The organism is Asticcacaulis sp. AC402 (genome assembly GCF_000495835.1).
Lineage (GTDB): Bacteria > Pseudomonadota > Alphaproteobacteria > Caulobacterales > Caulobacteraceae > Asticcacaulis.
On sequence record NZ_AWGC01000051.1, the window covers coordinates 1 to 19,218 of the forward strand.

At 62.5% G+C, this 19,218-nt stretch carries 15 protein-coding genes; 10 read left to right on the top strand and 5 right to left on the bottom strand.

The genetic code is table 11. The features are described from left to right. Positions 1-207: 207 nt before the first annotated feature. From mgrA to ABAC402_RS38580, 3 genes are all read right to left on the bottom strand, one after another. Positions 208-1,248 carry an L-glyceraldehyde 3-phosphate reductase gene (gene mgrA / locus ABAC402_RS38570; RefSeq protein ID WP_023451298.1) on the bottom strand — a complete coding sequence of 347 codons (1,041 nt, stop codon included), beginning with the start codon at positions 1,246-1,248 and terminating at the stop codon, positions 208-210. 10 nt (positions 1,249-1,258) lie between these two features. Beyond that, the gene (locus ABAC402_RS38575; protein WP_023451299.1) at positions 1,259-1,675 is read right to left on the bottom strand and encodes a heme-binding protein; all 417 of its coding nucleotides are present in this window, start codon (positions 1,673-1,675) and stop codon (positions 1,259-1,261) included. Between the two features lie 250 nt (positions 1,676-1,925). After that, positions 1,926-5,354 (bottom strand): EAL domain-containing protein, encoded by a 3,429-nt coding sequence (locus ABAC402_RS38580; protein WP_023451300.1) that lies wholly within the window; start codon positions 5,352-5,354, stop codon positions 1,926-1,928. Positions 5,355-5,668: 314 nt separating this feature from the next. Here ABAC402_RS38580 and ABAC402_RS38585 point away from each other — a divergent pair, with 314 nt between their 5' ends. From ABAC402_RS38585 to ABAC402_RS38615, 7 genes are all read left to right on the top strand, one after another. Next, entirely contained in the window at positions 5,669-5,950 is a 282-nt protein-coding gene (locus ABAC402_RS38585; protein WP_155847497.1) for a hypothetical protein, read from the top strand. Next, positions 5,947-6,438, top strand: coding sequence for a response regulator (locus ABAC402_RS38590; RefSeq protein ID WP_031236113.1), 492 nt, complete (start codon positions 5,947-5,949; stop codon positions 6,436-6,438). Before ABAC402_RS38585 ends, ABAC402_RS38590 begins: the two co-directional genes overlap by 4 nt. Positions 6,439-6,925: 487 nt before the next feature. Beyond that, the gene (locus tag ABAC402_RS38595; RefSeq protein ID WP_023451303.1) at positions 6,926-8,644 is read left to right on the top strand and encodes a GMC family oxidoreductase; all 1,719 of its coding nucleotides are present in this window, start codon (positions 6,926-6,928) and stop codon (positions 8,642-8,644) included. Further along, positions 8,641-9,336 carry a gluconate 2-dehydrogenase subunit 3 family protein gene (locus ABAC402_RS38600; protein WP_023451304.1) on the top strand — a complete coding sequence of 232 codons (696 nt, stop codon included), beginning with the start codon at positions 8,641-8,643 and terminating at the stop codon, positions 9,334-9,336. The genes ABAC402_RS38595 and ABAC402_RS38600 overlap by 4 nt, the downstream gene beginning before the upstream one ends. A 50-nt stretch (positions 9,337-9,386) precedes the next feature. Beyond that, positions 9,387-10,097 (top strand): DUF1080 domain-containing protein, encoded by a 711-nt coding sequence (locus ABAC402_RS38605; protein ID WP_023451305.1) that lies wholly within the window; start codon positions 9,387-9,389, stop codon positions 10,095-10,097. A 10-nt stretch (positions 10,098-10,107) separates the two neighbouring features. After that, on the top strand, positions 10,108-10,482 hold the full coding sequence (locus tag ABAC402_RS38610) for a DUF2809 domain-containing protein (protein WP_023451306.1): 375 nt from the start codon (positions 10,108-10,110) through the stop codon (positions 10,480-10,482). 399 nt (positions 10,483-10,881) lie between these two features. Beyond that, the gene (locus ABAC402_RS38615) at positions 10,882-13,155 is read left to right on the top strand and encodes a PAS domain S-box protein (RefSeq protein ID WP_023451307.1); all 2,274 of its coding nucleotides are present in this window, start codon (positions 10,882-10,884) and stop codon (positions 13,153-13,155) included. 236 nt (positions 13,156-13,391) lie between these two features. Here ABAC402_RS38615 and ABAC402_RS38620 read toward each other — a convergent pair whose 3' ends face one another. After that, complete coding sequence (locus ABAC402_RS38620) at positions 13,392-14,450, bottom strand: metallophosphoesterase (protein ID WP_023451308.1); 1,059 nt, start codon at positions 14,448-14,450, stop codon at positions 13,392-13,394. 175 nt (positions 14,451-14,625) lie between these two features. Between ABAC402_RS38620 and ABAC402_RS38625 the strand changes: the two genes are divergently transcribed. The 3 genes from ABAC402_RS38625 to ABAC402_RS39950 are packed head-to-tail and all read left to right on the top strand — an operon-like array spanning position 14,626 to position 16,867. Beyond that, the gene (locus ABAC402_RS38625; RefSeq protein ID WP_023451309.1) at positions 14,626-14,865 is read left to right on the top strand and encodes a ferrous iron transport protein A; all 240 of its coding nucleotides are present in this window, start codon (positions 14,626-14,628) and stop codon (positions 14,863-14,865) included. Next, entirely contained in the window at positions 14,865-16,694 is a 1,830-nt protein-coding gene (locus tag ABAC402_RS38630; protein WP_023451310.1) for a ferrous iron transporter B, read from the top strand. Before ABAC402_RS38625 ends, ABAC402_RS38630 begins: the two co-directional genes overlap by 1 nt. Next, positions 16,691-16,867 (top strand): FeoB-associated Cys-rich membrane protein, encoded by a 177-nt coding sequence (locus ABAC402_RS39950; protein ID WP_023451311.1) that lies wholly within the window; start codon positions 16,691-16,693, stop codon positions 16,865-16,867. The genes ABAC402_RS38630 and ABAC402_RS39950 overlap by 4 nt, the downstream gene beginning before the upstream one ends. A 37-nt stretch (positions 16,868-16,904) precedes the next feature. On the opposite strand, the gene ABAC402_RS38635 is transcribed toward ABAC402_RS39950, so the two are convergent. Continuing rightward, positions 16,905-18,842 (bottom strand): sialate O-acetylesterase, encoded by a 1,938-nt coding sequence (locus tag ABAC402_RS38635; RefSeq protein WP_040410151.1) that lies wholly within the window; start codon positions 18,840-18,842, stop codon positions 16,905-16,907. Positions 18,843-19,218: the final 376 nt, after the last annotated feature.

A 19,218-nucleotide genomic window follows, 5' to 3' on the forward strand; every position in this document is an offset into this window, starting at 1 on the left:
TAATACCAACCCGCGATGACCTTGACTCATCTCGGGCTGGCAAGCGCGCCAAAGAACGTTCTGGGGTGCCCGAGCTTATGCGAGGAGCCATGGGGGGCGCCTAGTCCGGCGCTTGAGCTGAAAAAATGCGAATACCAAGCGTCATTCTTTATGAGGCTTGGTATAAGCGCCAGAGGCACTAAGACATTCGGACATGTGATGGGGCAATCACAGGGTGGAGGACACCTTCCAAAGATCGATGTCACCTTCGGTGGCGAAGGCGTCGATTTCCGTCAGTTCCTGCGTGCTGAAACGCAAATTGTTCAGCGACGCCAGCGAATCGGCCAGTTGCGCCACCGTGCGGGCGCCAATCAGGGCCGAGGTGACGCGCGGATCGCGCAGCACCCAGGCAATCGCCATCTGGGCCAGGGTCTGGCCCCGGCTTTCGGCAATCGCATTCAGCCCCTGGATGCGGCGGATATTGTCCGCCGTGATCAGGGACGGATTGAACGACCCTTCCTTCGCGGCGCGGGCGTCCGCCGGCACGCCGTTCAAGTACTTTTTGCTCAGCAGGCCCTGGGCCAGGGGCGAAAAGGCAATACAGCCGGCGCCGACATCAGCCAGCGTATCCAGCAAGCCCTTCTCCACCCAGCGGTTCAGCATCGAATAGGACGGCTGGTGGATCAGCAGCGGCACATTCTCGGCCTTCAGGATCGCCGCGGCCCTGAGCGTCAGTTCCGGTGAATAGGACGAAATACCGACATAGAGCGCCTTGCCCTGTTGGTGCAGGGAGACCAGGGCGCCCATGGTTTCTTCCAGTGGGGTTTCCGGATCGACGCGGTGAGAATAGAAGATGTCGACATAGTCAAGCCCCATGCGCTTCAGGCTCTGGTCGCACGATGCGATCAGATATTTGCGCGAACCGCCGACATCGCCGTAAGGGCCGGGCCACATGTCCCAGCCGGCCTTGGTCGAGATGACCAGTTCGTCGCGGTGGGCCTTAAAATCGGTGGCCATGACGCGGCCGAAATTCTCTTCTGCCGAGCCGTAGGGAGGACCGTAATTGTTGGCCAGATCGAAATGGGTGACACCGTTGTCGAAGGCGAAGCGCAGCATGGCGCGGCCGGTCTCATAGACATCGTCGCCGCCGAAGTTCTGCCACAGGCCGAGCGAAATCGCCGGCAGCTTCAGACCCGACCGGCCGCAGCGGCGATAGGCCATGGAGTCATAGCGGGTCGCCGCAGCGGCGTAGGGCACGGGAAAGGCCATGGAGTTTTCCTTAAAGGCTGTTGAGAATGGCGGCGACGCCCAGTTGTGCGATTTCGACGTCCTCGACGCCGGTCAGGCCGCTGACGGCCACGGCGCCCAGACATTCGCCGTCATGGATGACCGGCAAACCACCGTCCCAACCGACATAGCGGGCATCGCCGTGGTAATGCACGTCGGAGCCGTCCTTTTGCGCGTCACGGCCCAAGTCACCACTGTTACCGCGCACGCGGGCGGCCGTGTAGACCTTGTTCTGGGCGATAACGATGGGCGGCAGAGAACAACCGTCAGTCCGCCACAGCGCCAGCAGTTCGCCGTGAGAATCGCCGACCGCGACAACGCCGGACTTGCCGCGTCGTTTCAGTTCGGCGACGCAGGCATCGATGGCCAGGCGGGCCTCGGCCTCGCCCAGGTCGCGGCGGCTGATCATGTGCTTCCTCAATGGCTTTGTATCGTTGGGATGCTGGTTTAAAGCTGCGAACAACGCTGTCAAGAAAGAAGGTTTGGAACCGCGAATGAACGCCAATAAACGCGAATTAAGAGCGCCAATGGCGCTCACCAAAACTTAGCCGAAGTCCGCAAAATTTCCGAATGTACCGAACACATTCGCGCTTATTCGCGTTCATTCGCGGTTCCAAAATCCAACGCCATTACCGCTTAGCGGCGGTGTCAGAACCCACTCAGCTCGCCAGGCGCTGATCCTGCATACCCAGGAGCGCTGTCAGGCCCGCCGCGGACATCGGCTTGCCGAATAGCCAGCCCTGCATGGCGTGGACCCCGGCTGCCTTCAGGGCCGTGTGCTGGCTCTGGGTTTCTATGCCTTCGGCCACCACCTGCATACCGAAGGCGCGTCCAATACCTGCGACGGCCTGGATGATGGCCAGGGCCTCCAGGGCCGCGCGCTGATCGCTGTCCAGGGCGTGGACAAATTCCTTGTCGATCTTGATCTTGTCGAACGGGAAGCGGTGCAACGCCGTCAGCGACGAATAGCCGACGCCAAAATCGTCCAGGGATAACTTGATGCCCAGGGCGTGCAGATCTTCGAAGATGAGGTTGATTCGCTTCGGATCGCCCATGAAGGCCGTCTCCGTCACCTCCAGAACCAGCCGTCCCGCGTCATAGCCGGTCTTTTCCAGCAGCGCCTTCAGATCGGCGACGAAACCGGGTTGCTCCAGTTCGATGCCCGACACATTGACCGCCACCGGTACCGACCAGTTGGCGGCCTCGCGCAGCACCTTCCTGCGAGCGATGACGCCAATGGCGCAAATCAGGCCTTCGCGCTCGGCCAGGGGTATGAACACATCCGGCCCAACCGGCGTACCATCGGGGCGGTTCCAGCGGATAAGGGCTTCGGCAGACACTGGTGCGACGCCGTTGCGGTCGAAGATCGGCTGATACTTCATCTCGAAGGCTTCGGCGGCGATGGCGTCGCGCAACTCGCGCAGCATAACCTGCTCGGGGTCTTCGGGCAGCACCGTGATGCGTTCGCCGCCTTCGATCACATCGTCCAGGCGCACGAGGGTGGCTTCCAGCAGGGCGCGGACATTGGCGATCTCTTCGACCATGACCTTGCGGCCCTCCTCGCGGATCGCCCGTTCGATGACGGCCGAGCTTTCCGCTACGGCGCGGGCGCCCAGATTCAGGCTCATCGACTTCAGGGCGTGGGCCGCGCTGGCCATGTCCTCGTCGTTTCCGGAGGAACGCGCCGCCTGCAGGCGCGCGATGCAATCCGGCGCATGTTGGGTGTACAGGCCGACAACCTTGCGAACGAAATCGCCGCGGTCGGTGTCCAGGCCGTCCAACAGCGGGCCGGCGACGTCCGGATCGAACAAGGCTTCGTCGACCGTCACCAGAGGCTCGCTGTCCTCGTCGTCGAATTCAACCACAGCCGGATCTTCGGCCAGGTTGTGCGGCAGCCAGTGATGCAGGATGTCGCCCAGGGCCTTGAGCGTAAACGGCTTGTGCAGCACGCCGTCCATGCCGGCCTCGCGCCACAGTTCTGCCGCGGCACCAACGACGTGGGCGGTCAAGGCAACGACCGGGGTGGCCGCCGCGCTGGTGCGCGCTTCGCGCAGACGCAGGCGCCGCGTCGCTTCGAAGCCATCCAGAACGGGCATGGAGCCGTCCATCAGCACCAGGTCGAAGTCTTCGGCATCCAGACGGTCAAGCGCTGCCTGGCCGTCATTGGCGGTTTCGGCGGTGATCCCAAAGCGCGACAAGGCTTCCATTGCGACTTCGCGGTTGACCTCGGCATCGTCGACGACCAGGACGCGGGCGCGCGGATAGGCCGATTGAATGGCGGCGGAGTTGTGCTCGGGCTCGCTGAGCGCAAGCGGCTGACCATCGCGCAGGCTGATGATCAGGGCATCGAGGTCGCGGTGGCGCACCGGCGCCGGCAACAGACAGGCTGCCTGGCCCTGACGGACGTGGCCATCGGCCTCGCCGTCGTCTGGATCGGCCAGAAGGATCAGTTTCGCAGGATCGGCATCGCCGGCGCTGCGGTGGGCCTTGTCGGCAATCACTGCGTCGGCCCTGGCGGAATCGACCGTGATGCCGGCGGCCTGCAGACGACGGGCCAGGGCGGCGCGGGCCAGAGGCCCTTCGATGCGCAGGTCAACGGTGACGGGATGATGGACCTGCGGCGGGGCGCAGGTTTCGCCGTGATCGCCCGCCGGCATGACGACCAGGAAACGCGTCCCACGGCCCTGTTGCGAGGTGACGGAGACCTCGCCGCCCATGGCCTCGACCAGGCGCCTGGCGATCGTCAAGCCCAGGCCGGTACCGCCGAAGCGGCGGGTGGTGGTCTGGTCTTCCTGCGAAAAGGCGGCAAAAATCTTCGGCAGCTTGTCGGCGGCGATACCAATCCCGGTGTCACGCACCGACAGCCTCCAGGTGCGGCCGGGCCCCGGCTCGATGGCCACGGCGACCAGGCCCTGGTCGGTGAATTTCAGCGCGTTGGAAATCAGGTTGGACAGAACCTGGCCCAGGCGCACCGGATCGGCCGGGACGAAGCGCGGAGCGTCGGGATGCGCGGAGACGGCCAGCTCCAGCCCCTTTTCGCGTGCCTTGGCCTGGAACAGGGTGATGATGTCGTCGCAAAGATCGAGGATGTCGACCTCAGTGGTTTCGACCTCCAGCTTGCCGGCCTCGATCTTGGAGAAGTCGAGAATGTCGTTAATGACCGCCAGCAGCGAACGGCCTGACTTGGCGATGGTCTGGGCGTGGCGGCGGGCCCTGGCCGGAAGGCTTTCGGCCGCCAGCAGCTCGGCCATAACCATGACACCGTTCATCGGGGTGCGGATCTCATGGCTCATGGTGGCCAGAAAATCCGACTTGGCAACGGTGGCGGCGACGGCCTCGTCGCGGGCGGCGATATAGTCGGCCGTACGGGCGGCGACCTCGCCTTCCAGCCCCTTGACGTGCGCCTCGATCTTCGTATCGCGGGTGCGGATGGCGTCCAGCATGGCGTTAAAACTGTCGACCAGGCGCCCGACTTCGTCACGACTCTCGATGGTCACGCGCTGGGAAAAATCACCCTTCTCGGCCATCTCACCAACCGATGTGGTCAGCCTGACCAGCGGGCGGGTCAGCGCCGCCTGCAGGCGTGTAACCCCCAGCATGGCCAGGGCCAGCGCGCCGGCGGCGATACCCATGATCAAGGTCAACGACCGAATCAGCGCCGCAGCAACCCCGTCGGCCTGGTGCACGACCACCACCTGACCGATACGCTGGCCGTCGATGGTCACCGGCGCGACGATTTCGATGGTCCTGGTCAACACCAGCTGGCGCACCGAAGGGTTAGGCGTGTCGGCATTGATGCGGACATCCTGGCGCAGGCGCGCGCCGGTGCCGTTCTCGGCCAGGACATACCCGCCTGCGCCCTGAACCCGGGCATAGATGATGCCCGGGGTCCGCGACACGGCGCGGATGGCGGTGAAGGCGCGCTGCTGATCGTTGGTGGCGACAGCTTCGGCGGCGGACGAGGCCAGCACATCGGCGGCGGTCTTCATCTGCGACCAGCGCGCCTGGGCGTGGCGGGTGGTTTCCTGCCAGGTAAACAGACCGGCCACGGGCAGGGTCGTGAACAGCACCGATCCCAGCACCAGCACGTTTAAGCGCCGGCGAATGGAAGGAGCAGATTTCACGCTCTTGGAAGAACTCATACGGGCCTGTGCGGTTTTTGGGATCTGGTGGCCAGTTTGCGACCCGTTAATCCTAACTGAGACTAGCAATCAAATCTTAAAAACTGCCTGATACGTTTCTTGAGGGCTGGAAACAAAACAGAATGTTGTTGCGCAAGCTGGGTAATTTGTGGCGCTGCAAAAGCGGTCAGTCGGCGATGATCTTTACGATCGCCGCCGTACCCCCGCTCATGGCTAGAGCGCAATCCGATAAAGCGGAAGCCACTTTTCGGACAAATTGCGTGACAAAACAAAAACTTAGAGCGAGATGCCGATTCTACCTAAAGCCATCCCGCTCTAGTGATGGCCCTGTCGACTATACCCAGATTTCGAGCCTGAAGTCGCAAGCGCAGGTAGCCTCGCAGGTCGGCGTTGCCCTGGACTACGATCGGAGCATCGTCATTGCCAGGACGTTGGAAATACAGAACAGCCCTGCCCTGGTGATCAACGGGCGTTATACGGGCTCGGGCGTGCCAGCCCCCGAGGGCATGGGGCCGCGCAGTTCCACGGTGTTGAAGCCATGAGTTCAAGTTTCGTAGCCATGGAGACGGCACGGGTTCTCGTCGCCGACGACGACCCCATCCTGCGCGAATTCGCGGCCGTTCACCTGGCGACGCCGTCGGTCGAGGTCGAACTCGCCGCCGACGGGGTACTGGCGCTGGAGCGACTGCTGCAGGGCGGGATTGATATAGCACTGATCGATTTGGACATGCCGCGTATGAACGGGTTCGAGCTGATCGAAAGGGTGCGGGCAGATGCGATGCTGGCGCATCTTCCTATCGTCGTCGTCACCGGCCGCGAAGACATGGTGGCTGTGGACCGGGCCTATGCCGCAGGGGCTACCGAGTTCGTCGTCAAGCCGATCAACTGGCGGGTCCTGTCGCATCAACTGGCCTATGTCATGCGCAATAGCCGGGCGGAGATTGGGTTGCGGGATGAGAATGCGCGGATGCGGGATCTGCTGAAACAGGCCCAGACTCAGATCCTTGCGGCGATGCGGCTGGCGGGGTGAATTTACCTCGCTCCGGCCTCGCCTGCAGGCAAGCGGGGAGAGTACGCGAGCCGAGTGAAACAAAGGCGACCAGGTGAGGTGCCTTTAGAGCGGAATGTGTTTTTATAGAATCAAAACCCGCTCTAGGTTTTTGTTTTGTCCCGCAATTTTTCCGAAAACGGGAGCGCCCGTGCGTTGATGTCCACCTTATCGGATTGCGCTTTGGGCGCCGGACGCCAGAAGGCGTCCAGCAAAACCAGGGTACAAACTCACAGGGTACAGACTCAGGGATATCTTCTCAGTACGCTCTAACCAGCGCTTTTTCATTATGGTAGCGTTACCAGCGAGACCCGGCAGGGGTCAAGGACAATGTCAGACCTTTACAAAAACGTGATCAGACCAATTTAAATCTATTGATTTTTTTAATCGGTAAAAACGGACCGTGACAGGCATCGCTTTTTGTCGTTATCTCTGGCGATAACAATAAAACGTTCCTCAGGGGGACACCATGTTCGAACAAACGGCCCGGACCAAGAGCCACGACGTTATCATCGTCGGATCGGGCGCTGGCGGCAGCATGGCCGCCTATGCACTTACGCGGGCAGGGGTGAGTGTCCTGTTGCTTGAGGCTGGGCGGGGCTATGATCCGCAGGCAGAGACCAACATGCTGGGCCAGGAGCACGAAGCGCCGCTGCGCGGCACCTCCACGCCTGACAAGCCCTTCGGCTATTACGACGCCACAATCGACGGCGGCTGGCAGGTGCCGGGCGAGCCCTATACCACCGCCAAGGGCCAGACGTTCGAATGGTGGCGGTCGCGGATGCTGGGCGGGCGCACCAACCACTGGGGCCGCCATGTGCCGCGCTTTGGACCCTACGATTTCAAACCGTTTTCGCGAGATGGTATCGGTATGGACTGGCCGATCTCGTACGACGAGGTTGCGCCATGGTATGACAAGACAGAGGAGATCGTTGGGCTGTGGGGGGCGCAGAATGGGCTCGAAAACCATCCCGATTCGCCGCCCGGCATCGCCCACCCGGTGCCGAAGCCTCGGGTCTATGAGCTACTGATCAAGGCAGCTGCCAACGATCTGGGTGTGCCGTGCGTGCCGTCGCGCTACGCCATCCACACCAAGGACCGCCCGGATGACGTTGCGCCGCGCAGTGCGTGTTACTACGCCAGTCCATGCGGCCGCGGCTGCAGCATCGGCGCGGCTTACCAGGCGACGACCTCGGTGCTGCCGCTGGCCATGGCGACCGGCCGGCTGACGGTCGTGACCGACGCCATGGTGTCGAAGGTGGTGATGAAGTCCAAAGATAAGGCCGACGGCGTCGAATATGTCGACCGCAAGACCGGCCAACGCCATACAGTCACGGCCAGGGCCGTGATCCTGGCCGCCAGCGCCTGCGAGACCTCGCGTCTGTTGCTCAATTCGCGCAATGATGACCATCCCAACGGGCTGGCCAATGGCTCGGGCCAGGTCGGCAAGAACCTGGTCGACACCGTCGGCGGCTATACCGGCGGGATAATCCCAGGGCTGGAAGGGCGGCCGATCTATAACGAGGAAGGCGCCGACCAGGCCCACCTCTATATCCCGTGGTGGCTTTACAAGGAACAGGCGCAGGGCAAGCTCAACTTCGCCCGCGGCTATCATTTCGAAATCGGCGGCGGTTTCCGGCTGCCCGGGCCATGGACGGGCGGCGCGGATCTGCCCAAGGTGAATGGCGCGGCACTGCGCGCCGCCATGAAGCGCAAGATGGGCAACCGTGTCCACTTCTCGCTGCGCGGCGAAATGATCCCGAACAAGGACTGCTTTGCCGAGATCGACGCCAATGTGCGCGACAAGTGGGGGATTCCGGTGCTTAAGTTCCACTGGAAATGGGCGGACCAGGAGATCAATATGGTCCAGCATGGTCTGGATACGGCCCGGGCCATCATCAAGCGTATGGGCGGAACCGTAGTCAATCCGAGCGACACCGGCGAAAGCAACATCAGGCCCGGCGGGGTCATCATCCACGAAGGCGGCACGGCGCGCATGGGTTCGGACCCGAACAACTCGGTGCTCGACAGCTTCAATGCGTGCTGGGAGGTACCGAACCTGCTGGTGGCCGACGGCGCCATGCTGACCTCCAACCCGCACAAGAACCCCACTCTGACCATCATGGCCCTGGCCTGGCGGGCGAGTGAGAACCTGGCGACCAAGATCAAGCAGGGGACTTTCGCATGAGTCAGTCCAGACGTACCACCCTGGCCTGGATGGCCGCTGCGCTGACCGCAATTCCGGCTGTGCCGGCGGCGGCGCGAACAACCAAGGCCACCGCGCCAACGGGTTTGAATCCGGAATTCTCCTGGCCTGACGTACCCCAGCCGGTCAATGCCGCCGTCGGTTATGGCACCGATCCGGACCTGATGAACCCGAGCGTACCGTGGGCGCTGCTGCTGGGCGACGAGGACAAAAAGACGCTGAACGTCATCGGCAATATCGTGCTGCCGCCGGACAAGAGCGGCCCCGGGGCGGGTGATGTCGATATCGCTGCCTTTATCGATGAATGGATCAGTTCGCCCTACGAGGCCCAGGCCGGTGACCGTAGCCGCGTTTTCAATGGTTTGATCTGGCTGGACTGGCAGAGCCGGTTTTTGTGCCAGAAGCCGTTTGCGCAGGCCGATGGCAAGTCACGCGCGGTAATCGTCGATGCCCTGATGCTGGACCCGGTGCCGGACTACCTGGTCGAGCCGGCGGCTTTCTTCGGACGGCTGCGCGGCCTGATCGTCGGGGGGTATTACACCCTCCCCGAGGGCAAGGCGGCAATCGGCTTCCAGGGCAATACGCCGATGAAGGATTATCCCGGCCCCAGCGATGAGGCCGTAGAGCATTTGCGTGGACTGCTGAAAGAGCTGAATCTGCCGTATCCGGCATAGATATACCTCCCCATCTTCGGCGGGGATGTCTGAGATAAGAGGAATTGATCATGAACCGACGCTCCCTGCTCCTGACCGCCACGGCCGCAGCCGTCGCCGGTCTGCCGCTCGCCGCCTGTGCCGGTGCACCTCAGCCCAACACGCTTACCGAGGCCGAAAAGGCCGCCGGCTGGAAACTGCTGTTCAACGGCAGCGACACCACTGGCTGGCGCAGATTCAAGGGAACCACGCCCGGCTGGGTTATCGAGGACGGCGCCCTGGCGCTGAAAGCGGCCGGCGGCGGCGACATCGTTACCGAAGAGGAATTCGGCGAATTCGAACTGGTTTATGACTGGAAGATTTCGCCCAAGGGCAATAGCGGCGTCATGTATTTCGTCCGCGAGCTGGACGACACCTCCGCCCCCTACCAGACCGGCCCGGAAATGCAGGTGCTGGACAATGCCGGCCATTCCGACGGCAAGATTCCGTCGCATACCGCCGGCGCCCTCTACGACCTGATCGTGCCGCCGACAGATGCTTCCAAGCCCGTCGGCGAGTGGAACACGGCGCGTATCCTGTTCAGCAACAACCACATCGAACACTGGCTGAACGGCGTGAAAACAGCCGATACACCTTACGGCGACGATACCTGGAAGGCCATGATCGCCAAGTCCAAGTTCAGCGCCATGCCGCATTTCGCTGGAATGCCCTCCGGTCGCATCTGCCTGCAGGATCATGGCGATCCGGTGTGGTACCGCAACATCAAGATCCGTAAACTGTGAGATTTTTCGTTTGAGGTGGCATTGGGGGTATGGCCTGGCGGCGGCCATCGTGTTCGCCATCGAGGTGTTGATCGCCCTGTTCGTGCGCGATGGTTTCGTTCGCCCCTATCTCGGCGACGTCCTGGCCGTTGTGCTGGTCTATCTCGGCCTGCGCTCTATTACGCGCCTGAACGTCGCCCTTGCGCTGACGGCTACCCTGGCTATCGCCCTGACGATCGAACTGGGCCAGCTGTTCGGCCTGATCGACCTGCTCGGTCTGCGCGGCAACCGCCTGGCTCACTTCACTCTCGGCGGTACCTTCGACACGAAGGACCTCCTCTGCTACGCCGCGGGCGGGGCGGCGATTGCGCTCGCGGAAGCCGTGCGCATCAAACTGGCCAGATGACCGGGCACGCACACCAACCTGCAAAGACGCTGACACAAACGGCGCAGGCTTAGAGCGAGATGAGTTTTGATGGAATCAAAACGCCGCTCTAAGTTTTTGTTTTGACGCGCAATTTTTCCGAAAAGTGGTGTCCACTTTGTCGGATTGCGCTCTAGGTTTGCACGTTTGCCGCTAAGACGCCGCCGAACGGTCGGCCCCGATGGCTCCTCACAAAGGCTCGGTTGCGCCAGAAACGTACTTTGGCGCGCTTACCAACCTGGATGAGTGAAGGTCATCGAGCGTTGGTTTAAGCTCAATTTTAACCGTGAGCGGGTAAAGCTGGTAACCCTTATCCCTCAGCCTGTGGCCAAGCCATGTCCATCATTTCGCGTAGACCAAAGCTGCTGTCAAGGTCACGACATGTCCGATAGCGCCTTCGAACATGCGCCGTGCGGCCTGGTGGTGTGCGACGGCAACGGCACCATCATAGCGGCCAACCGCTTCTTTCGCGAGATGAGTGGCTATGACGGCGGGCCAAAGACCTTCGGCCGGTGCCTGACGCGGCCATCGCAGTCTATCCACAGCACCAGGCTGCTGCGACAACTGAACATCACCGGCGAGGTGGCAGAGATCGCCCTCACCCTGACCGGTCCCGACGGCGACGGCATTCCCATCCTGGTCAATGGCCGCCGCGATGGCGACACATTCCATTACGCCGTCTTCCCGGCCAGGGAGCGGCGTGAATACGAGACCGAACACCGTGATGCCAGGAAGACGCTGACCCAATACAGCGACTATCTGCGCATGGCGGAACGCCTGGCGCCCCTGGGCCACTGGCACGGCAATCTCGAAACCGGGGAGACCTGCTGGTCGCCGGAAACCTACGCCATTTTCGGCTGCGATCCGGCGACCTTTACACCGCGCATCTTTGCGACCATGGCGCTGTTCCATCCCGATGATCGCGATGACGTCAAACGCTGCGTAGACGCCGCCATAGCCGGTTCGGGTGAGTTCTCCTTCCGCGCCCGCTGCGTCCGCCGCGTCACCGGCGAGGTCCGCCATATCGAGACCATCGGCCTCTGCGAACGCGACGAACGCGGTCAGGTCATTGGCCTGTTGGGCGTCGTCCACGACCTCAGCGACCTCCTGCTGGCCCGGGAGGCCATCGCGGCCAGCGAAGCGCGCTATCAATTGCTCGCCGACACTTCCAACGACATCATTGCTGTCTTCGACCTGGACGGCCGCGTCGAATATGTCTCTGCTGCCGTCGAAAAAGTACTGGGTCTTACGCCCGCCGAGGTGATCGGCCGCAATCTCAACGACCTGGTCCATCCCGAAGACCGCTCTGCCACGCGTCTGGCCTTCGCCAGCTATGTGCACTGCGGCGACTGGAGTGCAGCCACGCGCGTACAATACCGGGCCTGCCACCGGGACGGCCATATCGTCTGGCTCGAGGCGTCGCCGCGCGCGGTGCTGGGCCCTGATGGCCAGATCACCCAGCTTCAGGATGTCATACGCGACATTACCGAACGCAAGGCCGTCGAGGACGCCCTTGAACAGGCCATGACCGAGGCCAATGCCGCGGCTGACGCCAAGTCGCAGTTCCTGGCGACCATGTCGCACGAACTGCGCACGCCCTTGACCAGTATCATTGGCTTTTCGGCCCTGCTGCGCGACATTCTGGAAGACCCGGAACCGCGGCGCTACAGCCAGCGCATCTGGACCGCCAGCCAGGGTCTGCTGGCCCTCATCAACGACATCCTCGACCATTCCAAGCTCGAGGCCGGCCAACTGGAGCTGGATCTGGCGACCTGCTCGGCCAATGCACTTGTCCAGGATGTCGCCGACCTGTTGGAGGTCCAGGCCCAGGCCAAGGGCCTGATCTTGTCGGTCGATACCGACGACGACATGCCGGCCATGTTGCTGGATGAGATGCGGATGCGCCAGATACTGCTGAACCTGGCCGGCAACGCCGTCAAGTTCACCCACGACGGTGGCGTGGTGATCGCCCTGCACTGGCGCGGCGACCGCCTTCAGGTCTGCGTTACCGATACCGGTCCAGGGATTTCACCCGACGGTCACAAGCGACTGTTCCAGCGCTTTTCGCAGGTCGATCATACGATCGGCGGCACTGGCCTGGGCCTGATGATCTCCAAGCAGTTGGTCGAGCTGATGGGCGGACGCATCGGTGTCGAAAGCAGCCCCGGCAACGGTTCGATGTTCTGGTTCGATATTCCGGTCCAGGTCTGCGAGGCAGATATCGACGACGGCTTCGGACACGTCGCGGCAGAGGAAACCGGCTATATCCTGGTCGCCGAAGACCATACGGGCAACCGCGACCTGATCGTCACCCTGATGCGCTCGCGTGGCTATAGCGTCGATACAGCCCTCAACGGCGCCGAAGCGCTCCAGGCGTGTCTGGAGCGCCGGTACGACCTGATCCTGATGGACGTCAACATGCCAATCATGGACGGCCTGGTCGCCACGCGCGGCATCCGCGCCAGTTGCGAGTTGAACGCCCGCACACCGATCATCGGGGTTTCGGCCGGCGGCGAGTCCCGGCGTCAGGTCTGCCTGGCGGCCGGCATGAACGCCATGGTCGAAAAGCCGGTCCGGCCGGCCGTCCTGGCCGGCGCCGTCTCGGCCTGGCTGTCGCCATCGCAGGAAAAACCACACCAGGTCCGCGCCGGATAGGGTTTTTAGCAGAGAAGCGCGCGATATTGCCAACCTGCTGTTCACAGTGTTGGTGCAAACGGCTGAATCGGGTTCATGCACGCGAAGCGTTGGCCTTCCGACTATGCATGTCGGACTTGTAAGGAATATCGCTTCTGCCACCGTGTTAGCTTGCAACGCCGGTTCACTTAAAGCTATGCCGTTTCGCGCAAGTTCAGGACAATCCGGAAATCCGTGTTGATCCGTGGTTCCTAACCTCACTTACAATCGTCAGCGGTCGGCCGGGTCGTTGCGGGGATTTCGCCCGTCACCAGGCCTTGCGCGCGCAAAGGTTCCGCGGCATCGACATCAATCCAGACGTGGGTAACATCGCGGACGGCGCACATTTCGCCGCTGTCACGGTACCAGACATCGCCCGCCGCATTCAGTTCGTAGATCGTGGCCGGCGCCCAGCCTTTCATCACCCGGAACGGCCCCGTATCGCCATGGATCAGGAACACCGGCTTGCCAAAGTTTTTCGCCAGCGCCGGCAACATGTCACGGATGGGATAGAAGCCGTCGCACGGCCGCATCCGCCTATCGGCCACCGCGTCGAAACAGGGTTGCCCGTACGCCTTCGGGTCGACCTCGGTGACCATGTCGGCTTGCATGACAATGACCACGCCGCGCGCTTTTCGCGCTGCCGCCACCGCAAAGGCCTCGTTCAACCAGCCAACATTGGCCAACTCGCGCGCCTCGGCTGCCCTGGCGGCCACAACCAGTCCGTCGCCCATGACAAAATCGCGGCCGTTATTGGTACCCGATATATTCAGCGTGGTCCAAACCATGCCGCCATACGCGAAGCGCGCATTTTCCGGCTGACCCGCCTGCTGGACATAGTGGAACTCCGGGTCGGTCATGGCCGGAACAGCAAAAAACCGGCTGCGCAGGATATCAAGACGCGCCAGTTCCGAGAACCTGGTCGTGGTGCCGGGCATCTCCTTGCGATCGCAATCGGTCCACTCGTTGTCGCCGGGGGTATAGATGACCGGAATGGGTCTCAGCGCTTCCACCAGGGCGGCGAAACGGTCATCGGGGGCGCCGCAAACGTCTTTGCCCGCCTGGATATCCCCAACATGGAGCACAAACGGCGGATTCAGGGCCTTGATCTTCGGGATCGCCGTCACGAGCATGGCCTCGTCGCTGGCACTGTAGGGCGTATCACCAATGACGACAAACTCGGCCCGCCCCGAGCCACCCTCAGGGGGCAGGCTGACGCAAGCGCTCAAGGCCGTGACAAGGACAAGGACAAAAAAACGCGGGACGAAACGGATCATGGCGGGCCTCCGGGCAAGGTCGCATTTTTAAGCTCAAACGCCGCATGGGTGGCGGCGCGCGGTTGCACTTTGCGTAACCCCCGGCGGCTCTTCGCCGCAAGAGAAAAGACGCGGGTCGGCTTGACCCACTACGCAACATAATGATAGTCATTCGCAGATAATTGTCCTGGACACCATGAAACTCACCACTCTGAAAGCCTTCACCCCTGCCCGTGTCCTCGCGGTCAGCGATACGTCCGAAGTCGATCCGATCGCGCGGCGCCTGCGGGAGCTGGGTTTTGTCGACGGCGAGCCGGTTCAGGTGGTCGGTCGTGGTCCGTTCGGCGCCGACCCGTTGTTGATCCAGATCGGCTTCACCCGTTTTGCCCTGCGCCGCTCGGAAGCGGACCGGATTACCGTGGAACTGGCCGCCTGATGTCGACGCTCAACATCGCCCTGGTCGGCAATCCCAATTGCGGCAAGACGGCCCTGTTCAACCAGTTGACCGGTTCGCGACAGAAGGTCGCCAACTATGCCGGCGTCACTGTCGAGCGCAAGGAAGGCACCTTCACCGCGCCCTCCGGGCGCACCGTGCATGTACTGGACCTGCCCGGCACCTACAGTCTCGATGCCCTGGGCGCCGATGAAATCATCACCCGCGACGCCTGCCTGGGCAGAATCGAGGGCGTTGCCGCCCCCGACCTGATCGTCTGCGTCGCCGACGCCACCAACCTGCGCCTGCACCTTCGCTTCGTGCTGGAAATCCGCCGCCTGGGCCGGCCTATGGTGCTGGCGCTGAACATGATGGACGCCGCCCGCAAGCGCGGCATCCAGATCGACACCGCCGGACTGGAGCGTGAGCTGGGCCTTCCGGTCATCGAAACCGTAGCGGTCACCTCGGAAGGCACCAGGGCCCTGATCGGCCAGATCGATCGCGCTGCGCCCTCAGCGCCGCCGGTCAGCCCCGTCGAAGCCGACCACAGCGAAACCCGGCGGATCCTGTCGGCCAGCATCGTCATGCCGACGCGGACGGCCAGGACCGACGACGCGCTCGACCGCTTCCTGCTGAATCCGTGGCTGGGCATCCCTATCTTGCTCTTCATCATGTTCCTGATCTTCCAGGCGGTGTTTACCTGGGCGACGCCGCTGATGGACGGTATCGAGGCGATACTCGCGTGGCTGGGCGGATTGGCAACCCAGTCCCTCCCCGACGGCCTGCTGAAAAGCTTTATCGCCGACGCCCTGTTCGGCGGCCTGGGCAGCGTCCTGGTCTTTTTGCCGCAGATCGTCATCCTGTTCTTGTTCATCCTGATCCTCGAAGAATCCGGCTACCTGCCGCGCGCCTCCTTCCTGCTCGATCGGGTCATGGGCGCGGCCGGCCTGACCGGGCGGTCGTTCATTCCGCTGCTCAGCTCCCATGCCTGCGCCATTCCCGGTATCATGGCGACGCGCAGCATCCCCGACATGCGCGAGCGGATGACCACCATCCTGATCTCGCCACTGATGACCTGTTCGGCGCGGATCCCGGTCTATACCCTGCTGATCGGCGCCTTCCTGCCCAGCACCACTGTCTTCGGAGTCCTCAGCTTCCAGGGTCTGGTGCTGTTTGGCATGTATCTGGTCGGTATTGTCTCAGGCCTGATCGTATCCTGGGTCATCACCATCAGCCGTCGTGAAAAGCGCGAATATCCGCTGCTGATGGAACTGCCGTCCTATCGTTTGCCCAACCTGAAGAGCCTGGTGCTTGGCCTGTGGGAACGGGCGATGATCTTCATCCGTCGCATCACCGGTATCATCTTTGCCGTCAATACGCTTCTGTGGGTTCTGACCACCTTCCCCGGCAAGCCCGAAGGCGCTTTGGGTCCGGATATCGACTATTCAGTCGCCGGCCGGATCGGCCACTGGATGCAGCCGGCCTTTGATGCCATCGGCTTTAACTGGCAGATCTGCGTCGCTCTGATCCCCGGCCTGGCGGCACGTGAGGTGGCGGTATCGGCGCTGGGCACGGTCTATAGTGTGTCAGGCAGCGATGACGAAATTTCCAGTCAGCTCGGCGGGTTGATCTCATCGCAGTGGTCGCTGGCGACGGCCCTGTCACTGATGGCATGGTATGTCTTTGCGCCGCAGTGCCTGTCGACCCTGGCGGTGATCAAACGCGAGACCAATGGCTGGAAATATGTCGCGATCACGGCCGGCTATCTGTTCGCCCTGGCCTATCTCGCGGCATTTGTCACCTATCAGGTTACAATGAGGCTGACGTCATGATCCAGGGTTTGATCGTAGCGGTGATTGTCGCCTTCGCCGCCTGGCAACTGGTGAAGCGCTTCCTGCCGAAGAAGGCCGCCGTCAAGTCGGACGGTTGCGGGTCGGGTTGCGATAGCTGCAGCGGCTGCAAGGCCATCGATTTTGGACCGCTGGAACCGCGCAAACGTGTTTAGGAAGGTCGTCCGACCGCACCGCGACGAAGCGCGATAGCTACGGCGCCACCGTCTGTTCAAACGGCACAGCCGGCAATCCCGTCTTGCCGTCATACAGATTGCACGTTGGCGAATCCGCCCAGCAGAACCGCACCCTGGTCGCATCTGCCGCAGGCAACAGCATGACCGACTTGCCGTTCACCTCCGCGTCGACATAGCGGCAGACATCGCCGGCACAGGCCTCGAACCCGATTGCGCGATGGGAGCTGTAGGTGACAAAATCACCTTCCATCGCATCGAAATCCAGCACCAGACGGTCGCCGACCCTGACGACGGACTTGATTTGCGGACCGGATTCCGAGCCGTTGAAGCCATAAAGCTGGATGGCCATCGCCCGCGACAGGCGCTCGCCCAGGACCTGCTTGTTGGCGGGGTGGATATCGGTCGGCTCGCCGATATCGATGGCGGTGGCAAGGGTCGCATTACCATCGGCCAGCACCGCCAGGCGCTGGTCCTCGCGCAGGCGCGCCCAGCCCGACTCCGTCGGCTGTGTGACGCGAGGGCCGTTATTGGCCAATTGCACCACAGCAAACACCAGATCCTTGCCAAACTGGCCGCGCCAGTCCTTGAACAGCCGCGTCAGCAGACCCTGATAGGGCTGGCCGACATTGCTTTCGCCCTGGTACCAGATGGCACCGGCAAAACCGAACGGCCCCATCGGCGAGATCATACCGTTTTTCAGGATACTGACCCCACCGGTGGCATCCCAGGGCGCGCGCGGAGGATACTTTTGCGCCGCCGGCACCGGGTACCAGCGCCAGTCCTTGAGCGCCACCACCGTCCCGTCGGCCAGTTTCAGTTGGCGCGGCGCATCGCCATACATGCCGCCAAAGCTCCACAGGTCGACGACATTGAGCACCACCACATTGTCACCGGCAACCAGGCCACCCGCCGGCACCCTGTACCGGCGCTCGCTGCCGGCACCTGAGGTAAAGCCGACCGGCTGACCATTCAGCCAGGTCTGGTCGATATCGTCGACGCGGCCCAGTTCCAGGGTGGCCGCCTGGGCGGCCTGTTCCCCGGTCAGGGTGACAGTCGCGCCGTACCATAGCGGGCCGTCATAGGCGGAAAGCTCGCGCAGGCCCCACTTTTCCCAGTTCTGCGCTACATCCGGCGCGGCCTGCCAGGTACGCAGGTCGGCAGCCGAAGCCGCCCATGGCGTGCCGGGCGCGCCGCTGTTCTTCCACCACTGTTCGAAGCTGTGGCCGAACTCAGCGCCAGCCTTGTCCGGATCGTCGGCATAGAGGCTCAGCAGATTCTCGGCGGCGGCATAGTCGGGCAGCAGGGCCTGCGGCGACATCCAGGTGGTGATATTGGAGCCGCCCAGTGAGGCATGGACCAGGCCAATCGGAACCTGAACGCGCTTTTGCAGCGCGGCGGCAAAGAAGTAGCAGGTTGCCGACCAGTCACCGACTGTCTCGGGTGCCGCCTTCTGCCAGGCGACCGGCGACGGGAACTTGTCGAGCGGCTTGGGCGATGGATTGACCTGAACGGTCGCCATACGGATCAGGTCGTTGGCCGAGTTGGAAATGACCACATCTTCGTTGAGGGCGCGCCTGACCGTCGCCTGCATGTTGGACTGGCCGGAGCAGAGATAGACGTCACCCGACACCACATCTTCGAGCTCGATGCGGTCGCCCGAGGCCGTCGCTACCGAGAGGCGGCCGCTCTTGCCGGGTGCAAAATCCGGCAGTTCGACCTGGAAGCGGCCGGTATCGTCAGCCGCCGCCAACTGGCTGATGTTGAAAAAGGAGACGGTGACCACTTCACCAGGTGCTGCACGGCCGGAAACGACGGCGGCGTGGCGCGGCAGGACCATGTGATCCTGGAACAGCCCATCCAGTTCAAGAGGTACCGCATCCCTGGCCGCTGTGGGCCATGCGACAGACACTTGCGTAGCGGCTAAAAAAGCGAGGATGAAAACGTAAGGACGCATGATCGGCTCCCCCGGCAGGTTTTCGGAAAGGCGTAGCAAATCGCGCGAGGTTTGGCGCGGAAAAACTTCACGCGCCGTGGCATTGCGGCATGCGGCACAACACCTGCATCACCTGACGCATGCTCAGCAGAAGCGGCTGGCGGCCCAAACCCGCTTTGTCGCGGCGGAGGACAGTCATGCGCTGGCCCAAGCGCGGTTTACCCAGGGCGTGGATTCGCGGCGTTGGGCGGCGGTTTCGAAGCGGAGGCCGAACAGGTCTAGAGCGGGATGAGTTTTGATGGAATCAAAATCCCGCTCTAGGTTTTTGTTTTGTCGCGCAATTTGTCCGAAAACGGGAGCGCCCGTGCGGTGCCTTCCACTTTATCGGATTGCGCTC